Origin of the sequence: Streptomyces sp. NPDC056987, from assembly GCF_042673865.1 — a bacterium.
In the GTDB taxonomy this organism is placed as follows: Bacteria; Actinomycetota; Actinomycetes; order Streptomycetales; family Streptomycetaceae; genus Streptomyces.
On the sequence record NZ_JBHURV010000029.1, the window covers coordinates 73,779 to 99,482 of the forward strand.

Sequence of the window (25,704 nt, forward strand, 5' to 3'; positions counted from 1 at the left end):
CGCTCCTCACTGGCCCGACCGGCCACAGGACGGCATTGTCCCAGGTCAACGGGGATTCCGGAGGACGCCAGTGTAGGCAGCGCGGAGGGCGGCCGGAAGGCGGGACGAGGGTCCGTGCCGTTGGGCCGCACCCCGAGGCCACCGACGACCGGTTCACCGACGTCGGCCTGCCGGTCCGGCAGGCCGTGACATGGGCGTCGACCTGGTCAACGCGGTGCCGGCGTGAGCGCGTACGGAGGCCCGGCCCGCCCGGGCCCCGCCGCCGTCACCCCGTGACGGGGTCTCCGTACACGGCCGCGTTGATCGCCTCGGCCACCGCGGCCACGTACGGCTGCCGGACCACGCCGTAGTGCGTGGTGTCGAGCGGTTGCCAGGAACGGAGCTCCGGGAGGTACGGCCGCCACAGCGCCCGCTGTTCCTCCGGCGACCCCGCCGAGGGCATCCCCGTCACCGGCCGCCCCGCCGGCCACAACCGGGTGGGGGTGGCCGCGAGCCGTCGTACCTCGTGCCCGGCCATGCTGCGCAGATTGGCCCGGCAGCACGCGGCGAGCCGCTCGGCGTAGGCCTGCGCGGGCGCACCCGTCGACGAGCTGCCGCTGTGGCCGAGTTCGGCCGCGAAGACCGTTTCGAGCTGGGGCTCGTCGTACGCCTGGAAGCCCGCGCCGGCGCCCGGGGGCGGCGGGTCGAGCAGGTCGAGCGTGGCCACCGGCCGGCCCGCCGCCTCCGCCTCGGCGGCCATCTCCGCCGCCACCCACGCGCCGAAGGACCAGCCGGCCAGGCCGATCCGCCACTCCTCGGCGGGGAAGCGCGCGAGGAGCGCGGCGCGGTAGCGCCGGGCCCGTTCGGCCAGGGGCCACGCCGGCCCGCCGGGGCGGCGCAGCGCCGGGTCGGCGATGAGGCAGACGGTCAGCCGCGGGTCGAGGGCCGAGACCAGCGACCGGTAGGCCTGGATGTCACCACCGACCGGGTGCACCAGGCACAGCACCTCGCGCCCGGGGACACCTCGGTCGGTGCCCTCCTGCCAGACCTCCAGCTGCACGTCGACGTCCACGTCCATGTCCACGTCGACGTCGACGTCGCCGGACCCGGACACCGGGGCGAGCGGTGACCCTTCCTCCAGTCGCGTCAGGATCTCGTTGAGCGAGACCCGGTGGCTGAGCCAGGACAGTTCGAGTTCGACCCCGAAGTGCCGTTTGACCTCGCTGATCAGGTCCAGCATCGTCAGCGAGTCGGCACCCAGGTCGTAGAGCGGGAGGTCAGGGTCGAGCCGGTCCAACCCCATCCACTCGCACAGCCGCTCGGTGAGCAGCCCCACCGCGACCTCGGTGGGTGTGGTCGCCTCCTCCTCCTCGGCCGCGGTCCCCGGTCCTGTCGCCGGAGCCTCGTAGAACACCCGGGAGGCGTCGAGATCCGTGGTGGAGACGAGGAGTTGCGGCAGCCGCAGCGCCACGGCCCGCCCGAACAGCCGCTTGCCCTCCGCCACCGTCAGACCGACCGCGAGGTGCGCCTGATGGCGGGCGTCCGGGTGCGGGACGCGCAGGGCCATGCCCGCCTCGCGCCACACGTCCCAGTTGACGGTGAGCCGCGTGGTGTTCCCGCTGTCGCCGGAGCGGTGGTGGGCGAAGCCGTCGAGCAGCGCGTTGGCCGCCGCGTAGTCGAACTGGCCGACGCCGCCGAGCAGCGCCGACATCGAGGAGCAGTAGACCGCGAGCCCCGGCGCGTACCGCTCGACCAGCCGCTCCGTCAGCAGCGCGCCCCCCGCCTTCGCCGCCGTCGCGTCGCGCGTCGCGGTCGCGTCACGCCGTACGATCAGGCCGCCCGCTCCCGCTCCGGCGGCGTGGATCACACTGTCGAGCCGCTCGGTCCGCGCCCCGATCCGGGCCATGGTCGCCGCGGACGCCGCCTCGGCGAGATCCGCCGCGATCAGCTCGACCCGGTCGGCCCAGGGTGCCAACTCCGCGGGGAGTACGGGGTTCCTGGCCAGCAGGAGGACCCGGCCCTCGGTACGTTCCAGCAGCCAGGCCGCGACGGCGCCGCCGATGCCGCCCGTGCCGCCCAGGACGAGGTGGACGCTCTCGGCGCCCGCCGCGACGTCCTCGCCGAGGGGGTCGGCCGGGCCGGCCTCGTCCGCCCGCACCGGCAGGGTGGTCCGCTCCCACCAGAAGCCCTGCCGCAGCGCGAGCTGTCCGGGCGTCCGGGGCGCGGCGCCGTCACCGGGACGGGTCCCCGCGCGGTCGGTGGCGGCCAGCAACGCGGCCACGTGCGGTGCCCAGTCGGCCGGTTCCGGGCTCGGCAGGTCCAGCCAGTGCCCGGCCGCCGCGCCCTCCTGCGGGGCCACCTCGACGGCGCCGGCCAGCAGATTCGACTCCGGCCGCCGTACGGGACCGTCCACCGGCCGGGCCCCGTACGACAGCCACCAGGGGCGCAGCCGTGCGGTGCCGGGACCGTCCGCCACCGCCCGCAGCAGCGCGGCCGGTGTGTCGAGGCAGGCCCAGTGGGCGCGCTCCAGTGTGTCCGCGCCGACCGGTCCGGCGAGCCCCAGCGGCAGGGCGTGGAGCCACTCGACGGCGATGCCTTCGTCGTCCCCGCCGCCCCCGCCGCTCTCTTCCGTCAGTGTGTCGAGGAGGGTGCGCAGGGACGCCGGATCGGCCGGGTCGACCTCGAATCCGCCGTCGGCCCGCCGGGCGAAACCAGCGGCGGCGGCGACCCGTACCACCCGGGCGTGGACCGTCTCGAACGCGCGGACCGCCTCCGGCGGTACCGGACCGTCCGTCAGGACCACCACGAGCCGGGAGGTGCGCGCCGCGGTCGTGGTGGCGGCGTGGCGCAGCCGCACCCACTGGGGCTGGTGCAGCCACGCGGTCTCCGGGAGCCGTCGGGGCGTCTCCACGGCTCCGGTCCCGGCCGACGGCGTGGCGGCCTCTGCGGCCACCTCTCCGGCCGGGGCGGCCGGCGGCGCGGCGCGCGCGAAGTCGTACTCCTCCGTCGCGAAGGCGGGCGGCGGGAAGTCCCACGGCGCCTGCGCGGGTCCTTCGGGCCAGTCGATCGCCTGCCCGGCCGTCCACGCCGCAGCCAGCTCCGCCGCCGTCCGGCCGGTCGCCGGGATCGCCGCACCGGCCCGGACCTCGTCGGCCGAGGACGCCGCGTCCGCGGGCACGGCGTCCTCGGCAACGGTACGCAGCCACTCCACGGCGCCGGCCGCGTCCGGGCAGACCGCCGCGAGCCGCCGGCGACGGGCCGGCCGGCCCGCCTGCACATGGCGCAGGACCTGGCCGTACGTCTCGGGCCGTGCCGTCAGGTAGTCGGCGATCCGGGCGGCGTCGGCGCGCAGCGCGCGCTCGCTGCCGGCCGACAGCGTCAGACAGGGCGCGATGGTGATCGGCACGACCGGTGCGACGGAGGGGACGAACGCGACGGATGCGTCGGACGCGACCGACGAGAGGGGAGGTACTGTCGCGCCGGGCGCGAACGAGCCCGTCCGCGCGGTCCCTTCGACGATGACATGGGCGTTGGTGCCGCCGATGCCGAAGCTGCTGACCGCCGCCACCCGGTCCCGGCCGGCGGGCCAGGGCCGTGCCTCGGTCGGGATGTAGAAGGGCGTCGGGTCCGGGCCGATCCGCGGATTGAGGGCGCGGAAGTCGGAGTGCGGCGGGATGAGACCGTGGTGCACGGCGAGGGTGGCCCGGATCAAGCCGACCACACCCGCCGCCGCCCCCAGATGCCCGATCTGGCTCTTGACCGAACTCAGGGCACAGCGGCCGGACTCCGTCAGGTCGAACGCCTGGCGCAGCGCGCCGACCTCGACAGGATCGCCCAGGGTGGTCCCGGTGCCGTGTGCCTCGACATAGCCGAGGTCCGCCCCGCTCCGGCCGCCGCGGCGCAGGGCGGCGCGGATCACCTCGCGCTGGCCGGCGAGGGAGGGCGCGCTGTAACTGAGCTTGTCGGAACCGTCGTTGTTGAGGGCCGAGCCGGTGATCACCGAGTAGACCGTGTCGCCGTCGCGCTCGGCGAGGCTCAGCGGCTTGAGCACCACCACACCGACACCGCTGGCGCCGACGGTGCCGCTCGCGTCGTCGCTGAAGGGCCGGCAGTGGCCGTCCACCGAGAAGATGTGCTGCGGCCGGTAGCGGTAGCCGCCGGTCAGTTCCATGTCGATCAGAACGCCGCCGGCCAGCATCACCTCCGCGTCGCCCTGGCGGAGCAGTCCGGCGGCGAGATGGACGGCGACCAGCGAACTGGCGCAGGCGGCCTGGGCGGTGAAGGCGGGACCGGTCAGCCCCAGGTGGAAGGCGGCCTTGGTGGCGAGGAAGTCCTTCTCGTGGTGCAGGGCGAGCTGGAAACCGTCGGGCAGGAGAGCGGGGTCGGCCTCGCGCAGCATGGCCTGGAAGTACGTGTTCTCCCCGGCACCGGCGACCAGACCCACGCGCAGCGCGGACGGATCGGCGATCCCCGCGTGCGCCAGCGCGTCCGCGCAGCTCATCAGCAGATGACGCTGCTGGGGGTCCATCAGCCTGGCCTCCTGCGGGCTGAGGGAGAAGTGGCCGGGGTCGAAGGCGAGCGGACCGTCCAGCTGACTGCGTGCCCCGACGACACCCTCGGGCGCGTCGAAGTACGTGATGCCGCTGCCGCCCGACCTCACCATCTCCCAGAAGGCGCCCAGGTCCGGGGCGCCCGGCAGCCGTACCGCCATGCCGATCACGGCGATGGGCTCCGAGGCCGGTACAGCGGGTCGGCCCATGGCGAACGGCGACGGGGACGGGGAGATGGGTGTTGACGCGTGGGTGGATGTGGGCGTTGACGTGGGTGTGGGACTGGGGCCGGGCTCCTGGACGTCGCCGTCGAGGAAGCGGGCCAGCGCGCGCAGGGTGACATGCTCGAACAGGTCGGCGACGCCGAAGCTCAGGCCCAGTTCGGTGGTGCAGCGCAGATGGAAACGCATCAGGCCGAGGCTCGACGCACCGGCGTCGAAGAAGGTCTGCTCCGGGCCGATGGGCGAGCCGGTCGCCGTCTCGAAGGCCGCGGCAAGCCGTGCCTCCAGCCGTGCCTCCGGACGCGCGGTCAGAGGGAACGCCTCGGTGTCGCGGGGCAGGTCCCTACCGGGGGCTCGCAGGGCGCCGTCGCGGTCGAGTTTGCCGCTGGGGGTGCGCGGGAGGGAGTCCAGCAGCCGGAACCGGTCGATCCGTACATGGGCCGGCAGCAGCGTCGCGAGATGGGCCGTGAGTTCCCGGACGGTCGGCGTCCCGTCCGCCGGTGTCCGCGACGGGGCCGTTCCCGCCGTGGGTGCCTGACCGCCGCGGAACTGGAGGCAGGCCACCAGGTGTTCGCCGTCGTGTACCACCACGGCCTGGACGATCTCCGGGTGGCGCAGCAGGGCCGCTTCCACCTCGCCCAGTTCCAGCCGGTGGCCGCTCAGCTTGATCTGCTGGTCGTCCCGGCCCCGGTAGTGCAGCAGGCCCTCCCGGTCGAAGGAGGCGCGGTCACCGGTGCGGTAGAAGAGGCCGAGGCCGGGCACCTCCACGAACCGCGTCTCGTTGAGCGCCGGGTCGCCGAGGTAGCAGCGGTCGGCCATGGTGCCGCCGATCAGCAGATCGCCGGTGCACCCGGGCGGGACCGGCTCGCCCGCCTCGTCCACCACGCGCAGCACGGCGCCCGCGACCGGCCGCCCGACGGCGGGACGGTCCGGCCAGCGCGCCGGGTCGCCGTCGAGGCGGAGCGCGCTCACCACATGCGTCTCGGTGGGGCCGTAATGGTTGAAGAGCCGAGCGCCCGGCATACCCGCGAACCAGCGGCGGATCGCGTCGGTGCACACGAGCTGCTCGCCCGCGGTCACCACTTCGCGCAGCCGCGCCGGGTACCGGCCCAGGTGCACCGCGTGCTCGGCGAGGAGTTGCAGCGCGACGTACGGCATGAACACACGCTCCGCGCCGGCCGACTCCAGTTGGGCGAGGAACGCCGGCGGGTCCTGCCGCCAGGCCGGCCGTACGAGATGCAGGCACCCGCCGCCGCACAGGGTGCCGAAGATCTCCTGGAAGGAGACGTCGAAGGAGAGCATGGAGAACTGCTGGGTGGCGGCGGGCCCCGCGAGACCGCCGGACTCGGCCTGCCACTGGAGCAGATTGCACAGCGTACGGTCGGAGACCCGCACCCCCTTGGGGACGCCGGTGGAGCCCGAGGTGAACAGGGTGTACAGCGGCCGGGCGCCGTCGTGCGGTGGTACGGGCGGGGCGGCGGCCGTCGAGAGTGTGACGGTGTGACGTGCGATGCCACCCGGGTCCACGGCGTCGAACGCCGCCTCGCCGCCGGGGGCGAGCAGCACGCAGAGCGGGTCCACCCGCTCCAGGATCCGCCGCAGCAGGGCGGGCGGGTACGACGGGTCGAGCGGTACGACGGTCAGGTTGAGCCGCGCCAGGGCCAGCAGCGCGACCACGTGCTCGACCGAGGGTCCGAGGTGGAGCGCGACATGGCAGGGGCGGCCGTCGTCCTCCGGCAGCGGATGGGCGGCGAGCAGTTCGGCGGCGAGGGCTCCCGCGTAGGCGTCGAGTTCGGCGTAGCCGACGGTGCCGTCGGCGCCGCTCAGTGCGGGGGCGCCGGGCGTCCTGGCGACCTGGCGGGCGAACCCTTCCGCCACGGTGGTCCAGGCCAGGGACGCCGCCGTGCCGCGCCCCGGATCGGGCAGTGCCCGGCGGTACGGGGCCGCCAGCTCGGCCGGTGTCGTGGTCACCCCGTCCGCGAGCAGATCGAGACCGCGCGTGAACAGGTCGGCCAGCGCGGCCACTTCGGCCGCCGTGAAGTGGTCGTCGGCGTACTCCCACAGGCAGTCGAGGCCGTCCCCGCGCTCGACGACGGAGAGGGTCAGCGGGCACTTGGCCTCGGCGGGCGGCCACCACAGCGGCCGGGTGGCGCACCGGGGCAGGGCGAGCGCGCCGAAGTCAGTGTTCTCCAGGACGAACAGGAAGTCGAACGGCGACGAACCGGCGCCCGTGGCCCGGTCGGCGAGGACATCGGCCAGGGCCACGTCCTGGAGCTCCAGCACCGCACGCGCCCCGGCGCCCAGGCGGGCCACCTGGCCGCGCAGGTCGGCGCGCGGCTCGACGGCCGACGGCAGCAGAACCGTGTTGGCGAACATCCCGACGCTGTCCTCGAACTCCCGCACCGGCCGGTTGGCCACGGGGCCGGCGAGGCGCGGCCGGGTCCTGCCGGTCACTCCGTACAACGAGCAGGCGAAGACGCCGAGCAGCAACTCGAAGCGGGTCAGACCGAGTTCGGCACAGAGCCGGTCCACGGAGGCGCGGCGCGCGGCGTCGAGCGAGGTGCCCAGCAGCCGCCCGGGGGAGAAGCCACCGGCGTTCCCCGGCACGGCCTGCTGCTCCGCCGCCGCGCCGAGGCCCGCGTAGTGGTCGCGCAGCGCGCGGCGCTGCTCCTCGTAGGCGGGGCCGGCGAACCAGTCGCGCTGCCAGACGGCGTAGTCGAGCGGCGTCGGCGCCTCGGACAGCGACAGGGACGGGGGCAGGGACGGGGGCTCCGTCGGTGGTGGTGCGTCCGGGGTCCGGGGGGCGGCCGTGTCGCGGAGCGCGGTCGCGTATCCGGCCGACAGATCGGCCAGCAGGACATTGAGGGACCAGCCGTCGACCGCGATGTGGTGCAGGTGCAGGAACAGCACACCGCCGCCACTCAGCGGCAGCCAGCTCGCGCGGAGCATCCGGGGCTCGGCCAGATCGAAGGGCCGGCCGAAGAACGCGTCGGCGAAGGCCCGTACAGGGCTGTCCTCGTCGGCCATGTCGTCATCGGCCGCGTGCGGGCCGGGTGTGTGCGGGCCGGGCGCATCCGAGCAGGGCGTCTCCGTACCGGCCGTATCCGGAACGGGCGCGCTCCAGGGGTCGTACGGTTCGCCCACCACCTGGCGCAGCCCCTCGGGCGCCGCCTCGAAGCCGGTGCGCAGCGCCGGGTGACGGGCGACCAGTCCGCGCAGGGCCCGGCGCAGCGCGACCATGTCGACCGTTCCGTCCACCCGGAACGCCTGGCCCACGTGGTAGGCCCGGGACCCCGAGGAACGCTGTTGCAGGAACCACAGGCGCTGCTGCTCGCTCGTGGCGGGCGCGGTCCAGGCCCCGGAGGGGGCGGCGGGCACCGGGTACGTCTGTGTGGCCTGTGTGGTCTGCGCGAGCTGTGTGGGGTGCGGGTCGCCGATCGCGTCGGCGATCCCGGCGAGGCTCCCGTCGAGTACCGCCGTCTGGGGCAGCTCGCGGCCCCAGCGCCGCCGTACCTCGAAGCGGAGCCGCAGGGCCTTGAGCGAGTCCCCGCCGAGGGCGATCCAGCGGTCGTCGAGCCGTGCGTCGGGTACGCCGAGGATCCCCGCCGCCAGGTCGAGCACCGCTCGCTGCCGCGTGGTGACGGCCCCGGGCTCCGCACCGCCGTGCGGGCGCCAGGGCGGGGTGTCGAGGCCCAGCAGCGCGGCCTGGTCGACCTTGCCGTTGGTGGTACGGGGAAGGGCGTCGACGCGGTGGAGGCGGTGCGGGCGCATGTAGCCGGGCAGCCCGGCCGCGAGATGGCGGTCGAACTCCGCGAAGGACACCTCCCGCCCGAACACCACGTACGCCAGCAGCTCGTTGGGCCCGTGCTCCCCGTCACGGCGGGTGCACACGTAGGCCTGGCGGACCGCGGGGTGCGCCACGATCCGCCGCTCCACCTCGCCCGGCTCGATCCGGAAGCCGCGTACCTTCACCTGGCGGTCGGCGCGCCCGACGTACTCGATCACACCGTCGGCGTCCGCGCGCACGAGGTCGCCGGTGCGGTAGTACCGCGTACGGCCGCCGTCGTGCCATGGGAGCCGGACGAAGCGGCGCGCCGTCTCCTCGGGGAGGCCCCGGTACCCGGCCGCCAGGCCCGCACCGGAGAGCAGGAGTTCGGCCGTTTCGCCGGGCGCGGCCGTCCGCTCCGTACCGGGCACCACCAGCAGGGTCCCGGTCTCCGGCAGCGCCCGCCCGATCGGTATGCGGTCCCCCTCGACCTCCCGCGGGATGGGGTGGCACAGCGCGAACGTGGTCGCCTCGGTCGGCCCGTAGACGTTGTGGAGCCGGGTCGCGCTCGACGCGTTGTGGGCGTACCAGCGGCGTACCACGGCCGCGTTGAGCTGCTCGCCGCCCACCAGGAGCTGACCGACCCCGGCGAAGCAGTCGGGCACCGTGTCGACCACGGCGTTGAACAGCGCCGTCGTGACGAACGCTGTGTCGATGCGCTCCCGCACCAGCGCCGCCGCCAGTTCGTGCGGGGTACGGACGGCCTCGTCGCCGAGGATCACACAGCGGCCGCCGGTCAGCAGCGGCACCCACACCTCGAAACTCAGGGCGTCGAAGGCCGGGTTGGCGAGGCAGGCGTAGCGCGCGCCCTCGGCCGGGGGCTTGAGGTAACCGGGCCGGGGGAGCGCGAGGCGCAGGATGCCGGAGTCCCCCAGCTCGACACCCTTGGGAACGCCGGTCGTTCCCGAGGTGTAGAAGACGAAGGAGACCGGTGGGTCGGTGAACGGCGGCCCGGGCTCGTCCTGTTGTGTGAACTCGCCCGGCTCCGTGGCGAGAAGCCCGGCGACCGGCAACGGCCGTACGGAGTCCGGGAGGCCGTCCGGGGGCGTCCCGCCGTGGAGCACCACCACACTGGCCGAGTCGGTGAGGATGTGGCGGCGCCGCTCCGGAGGGCTCTGCAGGTCGAGGGGGACGACCCGGGCGCCGAGGCGCAGGGCGCCGAGCATGGCGCAGACCTGCTGCCAGGAGCGGGGCAGGGCGAGGGCCACCGCCTGGCCGGGACGCACCCCGGCGCGGCCCAGCCCCCGGGCCACCGCCTCGCCCGCCGCGGCGAGTTCCGTGTAGTCGAGCCGCCGCTCCCCGTCGCTCACGGCGATGGCCCGCGGGGTACGCAGGGCCTGCGCGTACACCGCCCGCGCCAGTCCGGTCGCCGGTCTCATCGCACCTCCAGCGTGGTGGACGCGAGCCGGGTCAGCTCCGCGGTGATCAGCTCCGCCACCCGTGGCACCGCGTCGCTCTCCAGCATGTCCCAGTGGCCGCATGCCACCGGTTCGGTCAACAGCCCTTGCCCGGCCCGTCGTTGCCAGAACTCCCGTACGCGGGACCCGTCCTCGCGATCGGTGGCGTCCGCACCGTCCGGGGTGGCCTGGACGAACACCAGCCGGGCCGCCGACGGTGGCGGGAGATAGTCCCGGGCGGTCATCCGGTTGTGGTTGTAGACCTGGAAGTACCGGTCGATCTGGTCGTCCTCGATACCCGGGTACATGCCGTTGAACCGGACCAGTTTCTCCCGGAACTCGGCCGCGTCCACCGGTTCGATCGCCGCGCGTTCCACCGCGTCCTCCGTTCCGTGGGTGTCGAGCAGGACCACACTGAGCCGCCGGTGCCCGGCGGCCGCCAGCCGCCGCCCCATCTCGTGGGCGACCAGCCCGCCGTACGAGAGCCCGCACAGGACCAGGGACTCGCCGGGCAGCGGATCGACGCGTTTCAGATACTCCTCCGCTATGGCCTCGACGCTCGGCAGCGGCAGCTCGCCCGCGTTGATGCCGGGGGACTGGATGCCCTGGACGCCGACGCTCGCGGGCAGCGCGGCGGCCAGCGGCAGATAGCAGAACGCGGTGCCGCCGGCCGGATGGACACAGACCACCCGCCGCTCCCCGTCACCGGCGCGGAACTCGACGAGGTGATCGTCCCGGCTGCCCGGCCCCGGCCGCCCCGGGCCCCCCTTCCGCAGCCGCTCGGCCAGCGCCTCGACCGTCGGGTGCAGGAGGATGTCCCGGATCGGCAGCTCCTCGCCGAACTCCTCGTGGACGGCGTGGGCCACCTTGATCGCGGAGATCGATGTACCGCCCAGGTCGAAGAAGTTGTCGGTGATGCCGATACGGGGATGGAGCAGCAGCCGGCTCCAGATCCGGTGGAGCGCCATCTCGACACGGTCCCGCGGGGTGGCCGTGTTGACCTGGGACGGCGGCGTGGCGCGGGAGCGCTCCAGGAGTTCCGTACGGTCCAGCTTGCCGCTCCGGTTCTGCGGCAGCCGCGGGAACTCGACGAAGACCGACGGGATCATGTAGTCGGGCAGCCGCTCCGCCAGCGCCGCCCGCCACTCGTGCGCGGGCCGGGGTTCCCGCGGCGGCCCGGCGGCGGTGTCGCCCCGGCCGATGCCCGCCACCAGGCGCGGCTCACCCGGGCCGGCGCGGTCGGCGAGGACGGCCGCCTCCCGCACCCCGGGCAGGGCCAGCAGTGCCGCCTCCACCTCGCCGGGTTCGATCCGGAAGCCGCGCAGCTTGATCTGGTCGTCGACGCGTCCCGCGTACACGGCGTTGCCGTCCGGCAGCCACCGGGCCAGATCGCCCGTACGGTACATCCGCTGCCCGGGCACGAACGGGTCGGGCACGAAGCGCTCCGCCGTCAGCTCCGGGCGGTGCGCGTACCCCCGGGCCAGGCTCGCGCCCGCGACGAAGACCTCGCCCGCCACCCCGGGCGGCACCGGCCGCAGCCCCTCGTCCAGCAGATAGAGCCGGGTGCCCGGCAGGGGCCTGCCGATCGGGCAGGGCCGCTCCAGCGGCCGGAAGTCGGTGTACGCCGTGGTGTACAGCGTCGCCTCGGTCGGCCCGTAGCCGAAACAGACGCGGAGCCCGGGCAGCACCTGCCCCATCCGGTACAGCGCCGCCTCGGGCAGGGACTCCACCCCCGTCAGCAACTGCCGCAGGGCGAGCCCCGCCAGGCGTTCCGCCGGATCCTCGTCGATCCACTTGACGTAGGCCGGGGGCAGGAACGCCTGCGTGACACGGTGCTCCCGCAGCCAGCCCATCAGCGCCCGAGGGTCGCCGCGCAGCTCGTCGGGGACCAGATGCAGTACGGCGCCGGTCGTCAGCGGCAGGAGGAGCTCGTGCACCGAGCCGTCGAAGCCGATGCTCGACCAGGCCGACGCCGCCTCGCCGGGAGTCTCCCCGAACCGCGCCAGCCACTGGTCGAACAGGTTGGTCACGGACCCGTGCGTGACCACGACACCCTTGGGCCGCCCGGTCGAGCCGGAGGTGTAGATGACGTACGCGGGATCCGACGGGCGGACCGCGCCCCGGGGAGCGCCGTCGTGCCCGCCCCCGCCGTGCCCGCCCTCGCTGTCCGCGGCTTCGGCCTCGACCGTGGTCAGGGACCACCAGGAGGCCGGCGGCGCGGCGAGATCGCTCAGCACCAGCGCGGGTACGGCGTCCTCCACCATGGCGGCCAGCCGCCCGGCGGGCTGGCCGGGGTCGAGCGGCAGATAGGCGGCGCCCGCCGTGAGGATGCCGAGGACCCCCACCACCAGCTCCGCCGACCGCCCGGCGTGCAGACCCACCACCTGGCCGGGGCCGACCCCACGGGCCGTCAAGGCGCGGGCCAGCCGGTCGACGCGCCGCCCCAGCGCGGCGTAGTCGAGCCGGGTCCCCTCGTCCACCACCGCGGCCCCGGCGGGGCGGCGGCGTACCTGGGCCTCGAAGCGCTCGACCAGGGAGGGCGACGGAGAGTCCGGGGAGACCGCCGCCGGTGGCCAACTGCCGTCGGCCGTACTCCAGTTCGCCAGCAGCTCCCGCTGCTCCCGCGCGTCCATGAGCGTGAGGTCCGCCATCTCCCGGTCGGGCCGCTCGGCCAGCCCCGCCAGCACGCGGGGCAGGTAGCGCGCGTACCGCTCGACCGTCTCCCGGTCGAAGAGGGCGCTCGCGTAGTCCAGATCACCGACGATCCGGCCGTCCTCCTCCGTCAGCGCCAGCACCAGGTCGAACTTGGCCGGCGCGTACGGGATGTCCAGCGGTTCCGCCGTCACACCGGGCAGCTCCAGGAGCCCGCGCAGCGACGGCACCCAGGCGAACATGGTCTGGAAGAGCGGCGAGTACGCGGGACTCCGTGGCGGGTTGACGAGTTCCACCACGCGCTCGAACGGCAGATCGCTGTGGCGCAGGGCCCCGCGGAGCGCGCCGCGCACGCGGTGCAGCAGGGCCGCGCCCGTCGGCGATCCCGAGAGATCGATCCGGAGCGCCAGGGTGTTGACGAAGAAGCCCATCAGACCGGCGACATCGCCGCGCCGGCGGTTTGCCGTCGGTGCGCCGACAACGATGTCGGACTGCCGGGTCAGCTGCCCGAGCACCACGGACCAGCCGGTCAGCAGCGTCGAGTACAGGGTGACGCCGTGCCGCCGCGCGAGGTCCTTCAGCGCCGCGGTCAGCTCAGCGTCGATGCTGACCCGTACCCGGCCGCCCCGGTAGTCCTGCTCCGGCGGGCGGGGCCGGTCGGTCGGCAGCTCCAGCAGCGGCGGGGCACCGGCCAGCGTCCCGGTCCAGTAGGTGCTCTGCGCGGCCAGCTCCGACCGGGCGGCGGGCTCCTCGCCGGACAGCCACTCCCGCTGCCAGGCGGCGTGGTCGGAGTACTGCCAGGTCAACGGCGGCAGTACGGCGGCGTCCCGCGCGTCCGGTGCGTCGCGCGTGTCCTTCTCGGCGAGTTCGGCGGACGCGGCGTACGGGGGCCGCTCGCCGCGTACGAACGCGGTGTAGAGCAGGCCCAGTTCACGCAGCATGATGTCCCGGGACGCCCCGTCGAAGACGATGTGATGCACCGTGACGAGCAGGACATGGTGGTCCGCGCCCAGCACCAGCAGCCGGCCACGGGCCAGCGGCCCCCTGGCGAAGTCGAAGGGCGCGGCGGCCTCCTCGTACCGCCGGGCGGTGAGCCGCTCCTCCGCGTCCGGACGCCCCGTCAGATCCTCCACCACGAGGGCGAAGCCCGTGCCGGGCGGGTCGATCCGCTGGTACGCCTCGCCCTCCCCGGGCACGATCCTGGTACGCAGCGACTCGTGCCGGGCGACCAGTGCGTCGAGCGCCCGGCGCAGCACCGTACGGTCCAGCGGCCCCCGCAGGGAGAAGGCCACCGGCTCGTTGTACGCCTCGCCGGCCCCCTCCAGTTGCCCCAGCATCCACAACCGCTGCTGCGCCGCCGACAGGGGAGCCCGCGTCCCTCGCCCGGGGTCCGGCTCGTCGCCGCCGGGCGGCAGGACGGCGTGGGGCGGCGGCGCGGTCGAGGTGCGGGAGGTGTGCGGGGTGTGCGGGGTGTGAGAGGAGCTGCGTATCGCCGACATGACCAGCCCTTTCCCCTGGGAGAGGCTCAGTGGGGGATGAGATCGCGCGGGTGGGTGGTGCGGGGACGCGCCGCGGACGCCGTCGTCACGCGGAGTGTGGACCGCGCCCGCCTCGGTGTGTCGAGGCACCGCCGGTCGTTCTCTGTGAGGAGTGTCGATGGGGAGCGGTGTCGATGTCGGTGTCGTCAGTGCGGGTGTGCGTGTGCTGTGCGTGCGCGCGTGCATGTCGCCGACCGGACGCCGGGCCACCGACGGCCCTTCGGCGTCACTGGCTCGATGATGATTGGACAGGATTCTGATCATGTCAATGGTTGCCCGGGGCGGGGAAACACCTCGCCCCACCGGGGTTTCGGACGGCAATCGGTCGTGCGGCAGCGGCAGTTGACCCGACCGAACAGCCTCATACGGAGGTGACGGGTCCGCGTGGCCGCCCCGCTCCGGCCGGCCGGGAGGCCCGGAGGCTACCCCGTGGTGCCCGTACGTTCCCACCACCCTGCCCTTCCGGGCAGATGCGGGGCGCCGGGCGGGGCGGAACCGGGGCGGCCGGGTTTGGCGGCGCCACACATGGGCAAGGAGCGCGCCTTACCCGCCCGCCGCGTGCCGCTCTGGTGTGCTGGGCCCATGACGCCGACCACCGCAGCGGGGCCGCTGCGCCGGATGACCGCGCGCAGCCGTACCGAGGCGCACCGCACCGCGACCCCGCTGGAACTCTTCTTCGACCTGTGCTTCGTCGTGGCGGTCGCCCAGGCCGGGGCGCAGCTCGTGCACGCCCTCGCGGAGGGGCATCCGGGCGCCGGGATCACCGGCTACCTCTTCGTGTTCTGGGGCGTGTGGTGGGCCTGGATGAACTTCACCTGGTTCGCCTCCGCCTACGACTGCGACGACGTACCGTACCGGATCGCGGTGCTCCTCCAGATCTGCGGGGTGCTCGTCTACGCCGCGGGCGTGCCCCGGGCCTTCGTCGACAACGACTGGAGTGTCACGCTCCTCGGCTATGTGATGATGCGGGTGCCCCTGACCGCGCAGTGGCTCCGGGCGGCCCTGTCGGAGCCCGCGGGGCCGGCCCGGCGTACCGCCGTGCGCTACGCGGCCGGCGTGGCGCTCTGCCAGGTCGCCTGGGCGGCGCTGCTGATCGCGCCGGCGTACCTGAGGCACTGGCTGTTCCTGGTCCTGGCCGCGGCCGAACTGCTGGTGCCGGTCATCGCGGAGCGGCACCACCGGACGCCCTGGCACCCGCACCACATCGAGGAGCGCTACGGTCTGTTCACCCTGATCGTGCTGGGCGAGACGATGTCCGCCGCGACCGTCGCCGTCCAGGAGGCCCTGGACGAGAGCGAGGCGCTCGGGGAGCTGCTGCCCATCGCCGCCGGGGGTGTTCTCATCGTGTTCGCCGCGTGGTGGGTCTACTTCGCGGTCCCCGCGCACGAGCGGCTGACCGGCAACCGGCAGGCGTTCCAGTGGGGATACGGGCACTTCGTCATCTTCGGGTCGGCCGCCGCCATCGGCGCCGGGCTGGAGGTGGCCGTGGAACACGCGGTGGGCAAGGCCCCGATCTCCGCGCTCGCCGCCTCCGCCGCCGTGACCGTACCGGCGGCGCTCTTCCCGTTCACCGTCTGGCTGCTGCACGCACGCCACTTCAAGACCGGTCCGGCGCAGCAACTGGTCCTGCCGGTCGCGGCCTTGGCGACGGCGGCCTGTACGTTCGCGGGCACCTGGGCGGTACTCGCCGCCGGTCTGGTGGCGGCGGCGAGTGTCGCGGTCGGGGTGACGCTGGCCGAGCGCCCCGGGCGGGCCGCCCGGGGCGCCGTGCGGCCGGGGTGACCCGAGCCGGCGGGTGACGTGGTCAGCTCTCCGTTCCCGCAGCCCAGTGCACCGTGTCGCCGGACCTGATCACCACATTTCCGTCGGCCTGGAACACGACGACCGGGCCTACAGCCGCCCCGCCTCGACGATCCGGCGCAGGAACCGCCGCGTACGGTCCTGTCGAGGGGCGCCGAAGACCTCCTCCGGGGTGCCGCGCTCCAGCACCACTCCCGCGTCCAGGAAGCACACCTGGTCCGCGACCTCGCGGGCGAATCCCATCTCGTGGGTGGCCAGCACCATCGTCATGCCGTCGCTCTTGAGCTCCCGTACGACCGACAGCACCTCACCGACCAGTTCGGGATCGAGCGCCGCCGTGATCTCGTCGAGGAGCAGCAGCCGCGGGCGCACCGCGAGGGCGCGGACGATGGCGGCGCGCTGCTGCTGCCCGCCGCTGAGCCGGTCCGGGTACTCCTCCGCCTTGTCGCCGAGCCCGAGCCGTGCCAGCAGTTCACGGGCGCCCGCCTCGGCCTCCTCGCGGGGGACGCCGAGGACCCGGCGTGGCGCGAGGGTGATGTTCCGGAGGACCGTCATGTGCGGGAAGAGGTTGTACGACTGGAACACGACGCCGATCCGGCGGCGCACCGCGTCGGCGTCGGCCCGCGGATCGGTGATCTCCTCCCCGTCGAGGAAGATCGCCCCGTCGTCGATCTCCTCCAGCAGGTTCGCGCACCGCAGCAGGGTCGACTTGCCGGAGCCGGAGGCCCCGATCAGCGCGGTCACGGTGTGCGGGGCCACGTCCAGGGTGACGTCGCGCAGGACGACCCGGTCGCGCCCGAAGCTCTTGCGTACGGATTCGAGGCGCAGGACGGGGGTGGCGCCGCCGCCGGTCCCGGGCGTGCCCGGCGCGGGTACCGGCGTGACGTCCGGGGCGTCGGCGGTCATACGGTGCCTCCTTGCGCGCGGCGGCGGTCCATCCGGGCGGTGACCCAGTCCGTGAACCGGGTCATCGGGATCGTCAGCGCGACGAAGACGAGCCCCGCGACCACGTACGGCGTGTAGTTGAAGTACTTTCCGGCGATGATCTGCGCCGCGTACACGGCGTCCACGGCCCCCGCGATCGAGACGAGACCGGTGTCCTTCTGGAGCGACACCAGATCGTTGAGGAGCGGCGGCACCACCCGCCGTACCGCCTGCGGAAGCACCACGTACCGCAGCGTCCTGGCCCGCGACAGCCCCAGGGAACGGGCCGCCGCCCGCTGGGAGGGGTGTACGGACTCGATGCCGGCCCGGAAGACCTCGGCGACATAGGCGGAGTACGTCAGGACGAGCGCGGTGCCGCCGAGCAGCACCGGATCGGTGGTGACGCCCTGCAGCCGCAGCGCCGGTACGCCGAAGACGACCATCAACAGGCAGATGATCAGCGGCAGTCCGCGGAAGAAGTCGGTGTACGCGGTGGCCAGCACCCGGACCGGGAAGAAGACCGGGCCGCGCAGGGTGCGGGCGACGGCCAGCAGCAGCCCGAGGACGAGGACACAGACACCGCAGACCGCCAGCAGCCGGAGGTTGAGCAGCAGCCCGTCGAGGACCCGGGGCAGCGCCATCCGGGCGTACTCGGCGCTGAAGAAGGTCTCGCGGGTACGCTGCCAGCCCGGCGAGCCGGTGATGACCACGAAGAGGACGGCGCCCGTGACCAGGGTGGAGAGCGCGGCGACGGCGGTGGCGCGGCGGGCCCGGGCGCGCTTGTACCGCTCGCGCTCGATCCGCCGCGCCGACGGTGTGTACGGATCCTCCGCGCCCGGCTCCCCGCTGCCGGCGCGCTCGCCGCAGCCATCCGCGCCGTCCCCGTCGGGGGACTTCCCCACGCGCAGGCCCTCGCCGGTCACTTGAGCACCGGCACGTCGACGGCGTCGGAGAGCCACCGCTTCTCCAGCGCCGCGAGGGTGCCGTCCGCACGGAGCGTGTCGACCGCCCGGGTGACGCAGGAGGTCAGCGCGCTGCCCTTGTCGAGGACCAGCCCGAACTGCTCGGCGTCGCCGGAGGAGCCGGCGAACTGCCCGACGACCTTCGCGTCGGTCACTTCGGCCGAGGTGATGTAGAAGGCGGTCGGCAGATCGACGACGATCGCGTCGACCTGGCCGTTGCGCAGCGCCGACTTGGCGAAGTCGTTCTTCTGGAAGACCGCGGGCTGCCGTGACGGCTTGATGATCTCGTCGATCGTGTCGAGGCTGGTGGTGCCGACCTGGGCGCCGAGCTTGGCGCCCTTCAGCGCCGCGGCGTTCTTCGCGCCCGCGAACGGCGACGACTTCAGCGCGACGACGGCCTGACGGACGTCGTAGTAGCCGGAGGAGAAGTCGACGGCCCGCTCGCGTTCGTCACTGATGGAGACCTGGTTGATGTCGAAGTCGAAGCTCTTGGAGCCCGGCGCGAAGGAGTTGTTGAACGGTACGGTCTGCCACACCACCTGGTCCGCCCCGTAGCCGAGGGCCTTGGCGACGGCGTACGCGACGGCGGACTCGAAGCCCTTGCCGCTCGCCGGGTCGTCGTCCTCGAACCAGGGGGCGTAGGCGGGTTTGTCCGTTCCGACCGTCAGTTTCCCCCTGGTCTCCGTGGCGAGCCCGCCCGCGGCACAGCCGGACGCGGACGCCGGCCCGGATGTGCCCGCCGGCGTACCGGCGGCCGGCGGATCGTCCTGCGGGGCGCACCCCGTGGCGGCGACCGTGAGGGCGAGGACGGCGGGGAGGAAGCTCCTGGCAGTGAGGCTCCTGGCAGTGAGACGCATGGCGGGAGAGTGCCATCGTGCGGGGGCGTCTGTCGAGATCAGGGCATTGCGGCCGGGTGAATTCCGCCGCGGCTCACCGGCCCCCGGCGTGGGGTGACGCCCGGCGGCTCGTAAAAGCGTTTGCCCGGTGATCGCGGACGCTGGCAGGCTCCGCGGGTGACGACTGCCCGAGCCGGTCTGCTGACCCGCCAACTGGACCTGACCTGGTCCCTGTTCGAGTACTACCTGCGGGATCTGGACGACGCCGCCTGCCTCTGGGAACCGGCGCCGGACTGCTGGACCGTGCGCCCCGACGGCCGGGGCGGCTGGGCGGCCGACTGGGAGACGGCGGAACCGGACCCCGCCCCGGCCACCTCGATCGGCTGGCTCACCTGGCACATCGGGTACTGGTGGACGACCACCCTCGCCCACTGCTTCGGGCCGGGCGCGCCCCCGCGCGAGGAGATCACCTGGCCGGGCGGCGCCGACGCGGCCGCGGAGTGGCTGCGTGGGCTGAAGGACGAGTGGCGCGCGGCGCTGCTCCCGCTCACCGACGCCGAACTCGACTCCACCGACCGGACCGCCGGGCTGCCCTGGGGGCAGGAGACGGCCCTGGTCGACATCGCGGGCTGGGTCAACTTCGAACTGGCCAAGAACGTCGCCGAGATCGGCCTGACCCAGCGCTTCCACGCGCGGGCCGGGACGGCGGACCGCTAGTCCGAAGCGCAGGACTGGCGTACCGCAGGACTGCCGTACCGCGTTGCGCCGTCGCGTTCGCATACCGACCTGTTGAGGAGGCTTTCCGCCGGTGTGACCGCACACCGGCGGAAAGCCTTTTCTTCTGAGCGGCAGATCTTTTGACGGATGATGAGAAAGTTCCAGAGATTCGTACCGAACCTCTGGACAGCTCCCACCCGGCGTCCTAATGTCTCGGCCCACCGGACAAGTGTTTCGACGCGGTAACACCGCAGCCGCCCGGCGTTCACACGAACGCCCTTCACCACATGAGTCTTTCCACGTCTCTCCCCCCACGGTCGGGCCCGGCCCTGTCCGGCCCCGTCCCGAGGCGCTGCGCGCCCGCCGCCCAGGCGGTCGCACGCTCACTCACTGTGCAGCACCCCCCGTCGGCGTACGGGGGTCTCGGCCGCGCGAACGCCGCGGCCGTCACCGCAGCGGAAGGGATACGACATGAAGGTACGCACGTTCATCGCCACGGCCTCGCTGGTGGCCTCCGGAGGGCTCGTCGCCTTCGCCGGCTCCGCACAGGCGGCGCTCTACACCACCTGTGTCGGGGACGGCGGCGCCGTCACCGTCAACGGCGATCTGGTCGTACCGGCCGGGAAGTCCTGCACCCTGACCGGCACGAAGGTCAAGGGCACCGTGACCGTCGAGGACGGTGCCGACCTCGTCGCCGCCGGAGCCACCTTCAACGGCGCCGTCAACGTGGGCGGGAACGCCTATCTCGACCTCACCGACACCACCGTCAAGGGCACGCTGACCACCAGCGCGGCGTTCGGCGCCCACCTCCAGGACAGCACCGTCAAGTCCGGCATCGCCGCCACCGAGGGCTTCGTGTACGCCGTCGACTCCTCCCTCGGCGGGACCGTCAGAGCCGAGTCCGGCGAGCTGTACGTGTCGGGCAGCACCCTCGGCGGGGCGCTGACCGGGGACCGCAACCAGTACACCGACGTGTACGACAGCACCGTCAAAGGCGCCCTCACGGTGAGCGGGAACACCCTCGGCGGCGTCCTCTGCGCCAGCGAGGTCCAGGGCAACACCGTGTACAAGGACAACGCCGACGCCCTCCAGCTCGGCGGCGAAGGACTGCTCGGCCCCTGCCGGGGCGCCACGTACCTCGGGGGCGACCTCGCCGTCACCGGCAACACGGCCGAGGCCGTACTCGACAACACCATCGTCCGGGGCGCGCTCACCGCCACCGGGAACACCCCCGCGCTCAAGGTCGGTGACCTGGCCCGGGTCCGCGGCGGCATCACCGGCGAGACCGCCCCCGCGGCCTCCTCCGCCCGCTCCGCCAAGCTCGCCGCGCGGGACCGCGGCGACGAACTCGCCGAGAAGGCCGCGGAGCGCGCCGCCGAGGCGCGGGCCGACGCCCACGCCGCGGGCGACTCCCGGCTGAAGTGAGCCCCGGCTGAGGTGACCCCCGGCCGCTCCTGACGGGACACCGTCCGGCGCGCCGCCCGTCCCGCACCCCGGGTACGCCGGCCGACGCGTCGTTCCGTACGCCCCCAGGAGGTCCCGCCTCCGCCACCGTGCACACCACTGCCCCCTCCGTCATCCCCGACGGCTCCGTCCACACCCCGGCACCCCCACACGCCCACGCCGCCACCTCGCCGTGACGACACCCCCGCCCATCCCTCAGGAGTGACCATGGGCCACCTGCACAAGTCCTTCGACCGCAGGGACTTCCTGCGCGCCACCGCCGGCACCACCGTGGCGCTCGCCGCCGCCTCCGTCACCGGGGCGGCGGCCACCTCCGCCACCGCCGCCCCGAGCACCGCCGCCAACCGCGGGCTCACCATCCCCAAGGACCGCATCGGCATCCAGCTCTACAGCATCCGCGACAAGGTCGCCGCGCTCGGCTTCGCCGCCGTCTTCGCGGAGCTGTCCCGGATCGGCTACCGCGAGGTCGAGTTCGCCGGGTACACCCAGAACACGGACATCCTGGGCCGCCAGATCACCGTCCCGGAGATCCGCCGGCTCCTCGACGACAACGGGCTCACCGCGGTCGGCAGCCATGTCGCCATCGGCAACCTGCGCACCAACCTCCAGGCCGAGCTGGACGCGGCGCAGATCCTCGGCATGCCGCACGTCGGGACGGCCAACGCGCCCTCGAACCTCAACACCGTCGCGGGCTACCGTGCCGCCGCCGAAGAGTTCAACACGTGGGGCGCGGCGGCCACCGCGCGCGGCCTCAAGCTCTACCAGCACAACCACGCGGGCGAGTTCGCCTTCGCCACGGACAAGCCGTCCGTACGCCTCTACGACGTGTTCCTCAAGAACACCGACCCGCGCCACGTCTACCTGGAGCTGGACATCTACTGGGCGTACGTCGGCCAGTACCGCTACCCCGGGTTCGACCCGGCCGCGTACGTCCGTAACCAGCCCTACCGCTACCCGCTGTTCCACATGAAGGACGGTGACGCCAACCCGTCCAACGTGAACGGCTTCGACATCGTCGAGTTCGGTGCCGGGGACCTGCCGTACGAGCGCTTCATCCGCGACATCGGTCCGCGCGCCGCCCACATCGGCATCTGGGAGCAGGACACGGCCCCCAACACCCAGCCCAACCCGCCGGGTTCGCTCGGTGCCGCCGAACGCAGCTTCGCGGCGCTGCACGGACTCCTCAGCTGAGGCCCGCCCCCCACCCGCCAGCGACCGAGGAGACGTATTCACCGTGCACCGTTCCCTGAGACGCCTGATGGCAGGGGTCCTGCTGACCGCCCTGCCCGCGCTGGGTCTGGCGGGCCTCGCCCCCGCCGCCCAGGCGCACGAGAACCACGAACACGCCCTGGACTGGGGCAACTACGAGAAGACCACCCTGACCAAGGACACCGGCGAGCCCATCGACCTCGCCGTGCTGCCCGACAGCCGGGTGCTGCACACCGCCCGCAACGGCGATCTGCGGCTCACCGACCCCGGCACCGGGGTGACCAAGGTCGTCAACCACATCAACGTGTACCAGAACTCCGAGAACGGGCTGCAAACAGTCACCCTGGACCCGGACTTCGAGACCAACAAGTGGGTCTACCTCTACTACTCCCCGCCGCTCGACACACCGGCGGGCTCCGCCCCGCTCCAGCTGCCCGCCGGGCAGACCGACGCGTACTGGAAGCAGTGGGAGGGGTACGACACCCTCACCCGGTTCAAGTGGACGGGCGACGAGCTGGACCTGTCCACCGCCCAGGAGATCATCCGCGTCGACGCCAACCGCGGCCAGTGCTGCCATGTCGCCGGTGACGTGGACTTCGACGCGGACGGCAACCTCTACCTCTCCACCGGCGGCAACACACCGGCGTCGGGCCCCAACGTCAACGGGTACACACCGATCAACGACGCGGCCGGCTACAACCCTGGTCTCGACGAGCGCCGCGGCGCGGGCAGCACCAACGACCTGCGCGGCAAGATCCTCCGCATCAACGTGAAGGAGGACGGGAGTTACACCGTCCCCGAGGGCAACCTCTTCGCGCCCGGCACCCCGAAGACCCGCCCCGAGATCTTCGTGATGGGGCTGCGCAACCCCTTCCGTCTGACGGTGGACCGGGCGACCGGCGCCGTGATGTGGGGCGACTACGGCCCCGACGCGGGCACCGCCGACCCGAACCGCGGCCCCATGGGGTACGTCGAGTGGCAGACCACCACCAAGCCCATGAACGGCGGCTGGCCGTACTGCACGGGTGACAACTCCCACCCGTACCGGGACTTCGACTTCGCCACCCTCACCCCGGGCCCGGCCTTCGACTGCGCCGCGCCGGTCAACGACTCGCGCTGGAACACCGGCGCCTCCGTGCTGCCCCCGGCCACCCCGGCCACCCTCTGGTACGGGGACAAGGACAGCGACCAGCCCTGGCCCGAGCTGACCGCGTTCCGCGGTCCCGGCGGCCCCGGCGGCCAGGCCCCGATGGCGGGGCCGGTCTACCACTACGACGCGGACAACCCGGCCCCGGGCAAGTTCCCCGCGTACTGGGACGGCAAGGCGTTCTTCGGGGAGTTCTCCCAGGACTACGTCGCCGCCTTCACCCTCGAAGGCCCCGACGGCCCGGTCAGCAAGCTGGAGAACGTCCTCCCCAACAGCGAGCGGTCCGCGACCGGCAACCCGCCCTGGGACAACCCGATGGACCTGGAGTTCGGCCCCGACGGCGCGCTCTACGTCCTCGACTACGGCGACGGTTTCTTCCGCCAGAACCCCGACGCGGGCCTCTACCGGATCGACTACGCCGAGGGCAACAAGGCGCCCACCGCCGTGATCAAGGCCGACGTCACCTCCGGACAGGCCCCCCTCACGGTCAACTTCAGCGCCACCGGCTCCACCGACCCGGAGAACGGCGCCCTCACCTACCAGTGGGACCTGGACGGCGACGGCACCTTCGACGCCACCGGCCCCACGGTGAGCCGGACCTACCCGGAGAACGGACAGTTCCAGGCCCGCCTGAAGGTCACCGACCCGCAGGGCAAGAACGGACTGACGAGCCGTCAGATCACCGTTGGCAACACCGCGCCCACCGTGAAGATCACCTCGCCGCCGGACGGGGGCTTCTTCAACTGGGGTGACGCCGTGCCGTACGGGATCTCCGTCGACGACCCGGAGGACGGCGCCACCCCGGACTGCGCCAAGGCCGCCTGGACCTTCGGCCTCGGACACAACCAGCACGGCCACCCGGTCAACAGCGGCACCGGCTGCTCGGGCGCCGTCGTCACACCGTCCGACGCCGGGCACGGTGACACCGAGAACGTCTTCGGTGTCCTCGGCATCACTTACACGGACAAGGGCGCGAACGGTGTCCCGCCGGCCACCGGCGACGCCCAGGTGGTCCTCAACCCGGCCCTCATGCAGGCCGAGCACTACGACTCCGCGGACGGGGTCACCATCACCGACGACACCACCGCGTCGGGGCAGCGCAAGGTGACCTCCTTCGACGCGGGGGACTGGATCGCCTACGACCCGGTCTCCTTCGCCGGCATCACCGGGGTGCAGACCCGCGCCTCCGGCGCCGGAAAGCTGGAGCTGCGCTGGAACGCCGCGGACGCCGCGCCGTTCGCCACCGTCACGGTGCCGGCGGGCGACGGCTGGCAGACCGTCACCACCAAGCTGCCGGACGCCCCTTCGGGCAGCGGACAGCTCTACGTCACCACCTCCGGCGGCGTCGACCTCGACTCCCTGACCTTCCAGGGCGCGGGAGTCGCCGACAGGACCCCGCCGAAGGTCGCCGCCACCCTCGACCCGCCGCGGCCGAACGGCGCCAACGGCTGGTACACCGGCAACGTGTCGCTGAACGTCACCGCCACCGACAACGGCACCGTCAGCAGCCGCCAGTACTCGGTCGACGGCGGTACGACCTGGCTGTCGGCGAACGCCGCCGTCACCCTGTCGACGGAGGGCACCACCACCGTCCGCTACCGGGCCACCGACAGCGGCGGCAACGTCTCCGAGACCGGCACCCTGACCGTACGGATCGACCGCACCGGCCCCGCCGTCACGGTCACCGGCCTCGACGCCGACGGCGTGTACGGGGACTCCCAGCGCCCGAAGCCCGTGGTCACCGCCACCGACGCGGTCTCCGGCGGGGTCACCGCGACCACCACCCTGGACGGCGCCCCGATCACCCCGGGGCAGCCGCTCGACCTGTGGCGGCTGCCGCTCGGCGGCCACGACCTCACGGTGAAGGCCGTCGACCGGGCGGGCAACACCACGACGAAGACGGTGCGCTTCACCACCCGCGCCTCCTTCGACGACCTGGCCGCGCTGATCCCGCGCCTGAGCGCCGACAAGCTCGTCACCGATCAGGGCGAGCAGCGCCTGACCGTCCGGCTCGACCAGGCGCGCGGGCACGCCGAGGCGGGCAGGATCAGCCAGGCCCGCGCGGTCCTGGACTCCTTCGCCGCCTCCGCCGAGGACACCAGACTGGTGCCGGACGCGGCGGCGGGCGCGGCCCTCGCCCGGGACGCCAAGGCCGTGAAGGGAGGGCTGACCGGCTGACGGCCGAGCTGCACCACCGAGCTGCCCCGCCCCCCTCCGGCGGGGCAGCTCTGTGCGGGTTTCGTAGAGGTGTACGCAACTTTTGCCAGGGTGTGAAAAAGTGACGGTCGGAGGAAGTGAGCCTGTGAGCATTCAGTACCGCGTTCTGTCCCTGCTACGGGACAACGGCCCACTGTCCCGTGCCCAGTTGGCGGGCCGGCTGGAGGTGCCGCGTCCACGGTTCCTCGCCGAGCTCGACCGTATGCTCGCCGCCGGCACGGTGCTGGAGGCGGGCCCGGCGGCGTCGCGCGGCGGCCGCCGCTAC

At 73.4% G+C, this 25,704-nt stretch carries 11 protein-coding genes; 6 read left to right on the forward strand and 5 right to left on the reverse strand.

Annotation, left to right across the window (positions count from 1 at the left end):
• Positions 1 to 265 precede the first annotated feature (265 nt).
• Both ACFTZC_RS29035 and ACFTZC_RS29040 read right to left on the reverse strand, forming a co-directional pair.
• On the reverse strand, positions 266 to 9,955 hold the full coding sequence (locus ACFTZC_RS29035) for an amino acid adenylation domain-containing protein (RefSeq protein ID WP_382894655.1): 9,690 nt from the start codon (positions 9,953 to 9,955) through the stop codon (positions 266 to 268).
• Positions 9,952 to 14,124 carry an amino acid adenylation domain-containing protein gene (locus tag ACFTZC_RS29040; RefSeq protein ID WP_382894657.1) on the reverse strand — a complete coding sequence of 1,391 codons (4,173 nt, stop codon included), beginning with the start codon at positions 14,122 to 14,124 and terminating at the stop codon, positions 9,952 to 9,954. Before ACFTZC_RS29040 ends, ACFTZC_RS29035 begins: the two co-directional genes overlap by 4 nt.
• A 621-nt stretch (positions 14,125 to 14,745) precedes the next feature.
• On the opposite strand from ACFTZC_RS29040, the gene ACFTZC_RS29045 reads away from it, so the two are divergent.
• On the forward strand, positions 14,746 to 15,945 hold the full coding sequence (locus ACFTZC_RS29045; RefSeq protein ID WP_382894659.1) for a low temperature requirement protein A: 1,200 nt from the start codon (positions 14,746 to 14,748) through the stop codon (positions 15,943 to 15,945).
• A gap of 108 nt (positions 15,946 to 16,053) precedes the next feature.
• Here the strand turns inward: ACFTZC_RS29045 and ACFTZC_RS29050 are convergent, their stop codons facing one another.
• The 3 genes from ACFTZC_RS29050 to ACFTZC_RS29060 all read right to left on the reverse strand — a co-directional run bounded on the left by ACFTZC_RS29050 (position 16,054) and on the right by ACFTZC_RS29060 (position 18,706).
• Positions 16,054 to 16,869 (reverse strand): amino acid ABC transporter ATP-binding protein, encoded by an 816-nt coding sequence (locus ACFTZC_RS29050; protein ID WP_382894661.1) that lies wholly within the window; start codon positions 16,867 to 16,869, stop codon positions 16,054 to 16,056.
• Entirely contained in the window at positions 16,866 to 17,687 is an 822-nt protein-coding gene (locus ACFTZC_RS29055; RefSeq protein WP_382894719.1) for an amino acid ABC transporter permease, read from the reverse strand. Before ACFTZC_RS29055 ends, ACFTZC_RS29050 begins: the two co-directional genes overlap by 4 nt.
• Before the next feature lie 119 nt (positions 17,688 to 17,806).
• Positions 17,807 to 18,706 carry an ABC transporter substrate-binding protein gene (locus ACFTZC_RS29060; RefSeq protein ID WP_382894663.1) on the reverse strand — a complete coding sequence of 300 codons (900 nt, stop codon included), beginning with the start codon at positions 18,704 to 18,706 and terminating at the stop codon, positions 17,807 to 17,809.
• Positions 18,707 to 18,862: 156 nt separating this feature from the next.
• On the opposite strand from ACFTZC_RS29060, the gene ACFTZC_RS29065 reads away from it, so the two are divergent.
• The 5 genes from ACFTZC_RS29065 to ACFTZC_RS29085 all read left to right on the forward strand — a co-directional run.
• Positions 18,863 to 19,402, forward strand: coding sequence for a DinB family protein (locus tag ACFTZC_RS29065; protein WP_382894665.1), 540 nt, complete (start codon positions 18,863 to 18,865; stop codon positions 19,400 to 19,402).
• A 471-nt stretch (positions 19,403 to 19,873) separates the two neighbouring features.
• A complete protein-coding gene (locus ACFTZC_RS29070; RefSeq protein ID WP_382894666.1) occupies positions 19,874 to 20,827 on the forward strand; it encodes a hypothetical protein in 954 nt (317 codons plus the stop codon).
• 246 nt (positions 20,828 to 21,073) lie between these two features.
• Positions 21,074 to 22,057, forward strand: a complete 984-nt coding sequence (locus tag ACFTZC_RS29075) for a sugar phosphate isomerase/epimerase family protein (RefSeq protein ID WP_382894667.1) — start codon at positions 21,074 to 21,076, stop codon at positions 22,055 to 22,057.
• 43 nt (positions 22,058 to 22,100) lie between these two features.
• Complete coding sequence (locus ACFTZC_RS29080; protein WP_382894669.1) at positions 22,101 to 25,400, forward strand: PQQ-dependent sugar dehydrogenase; 3,300 nt, start codon at positions 22,101 to 22,103, stop codon at positions 25,398 to 25,400.
• Between the two features lie 124 nt (positions 25,401 to 25,524).
• On the forward strand, positions 25,525 to 25,704 hold a 180-nt coding region (locus ACFTZC_RS29085; protein WP_382894671.1), incomplete at its 3' end, for a winged helix-turn-helix transcriptional regulator.

Bases quoted from the DNA above. Each gene is read 5' to 3' on its own strand.
- ACFTZC_RS29035 (WP_382894655.1), bottom strand. From the start codon at position 9,955: ATGAGACCGGCGACCGGACTGGCGCGGGCGGTGTACGCGCAGGCCCTG.
- ACFTZC_RS29040 (WP_382894657.1), bottom strand. From the start codon at position 14,124: ATGTCGGCGATACGCAGCTCCTCTCACACCCCGCACACCCCGCACACC.
- ACFTZC_RS29045 (WP_382894659.1), top strand. From the start codon at position 14,746: ATGACGCCGACCACCGCAGCGGGGCCGCTGCGCCGGATGACCGCGCGC.
- ACFTZC_RS29050 (WP_382894661.1), bottom strand. From the start codon at position 16,869: ATGACCGCCGACGCCCCGGACGTCACGCCGGTACCCGCGCCGGGCACG.
- ACFTZC_RS29060 (WP_382894663.1), bottom strand. From the start codon at position 18,706: ATGCGTCTCACTGCCAGGAGCCTCACTGCCAGGAGCTTCCTCCCCGCC.
- ACFTZC_RS29070 (WP_382894666.1), top strand. From the start codon at position 19,874: ATGAAGGTACGCACGTTCATCGCCACGGCCTCGCTGGTGGCCTCCGGA.
- ACFTZC_RS29075 (WP_382894667.1), top strand. From the start codon at position 21,074: ATGGGCCACCTGCACAAGTCCTTCGACCGCAGGGACTTCCTGCGCGCC.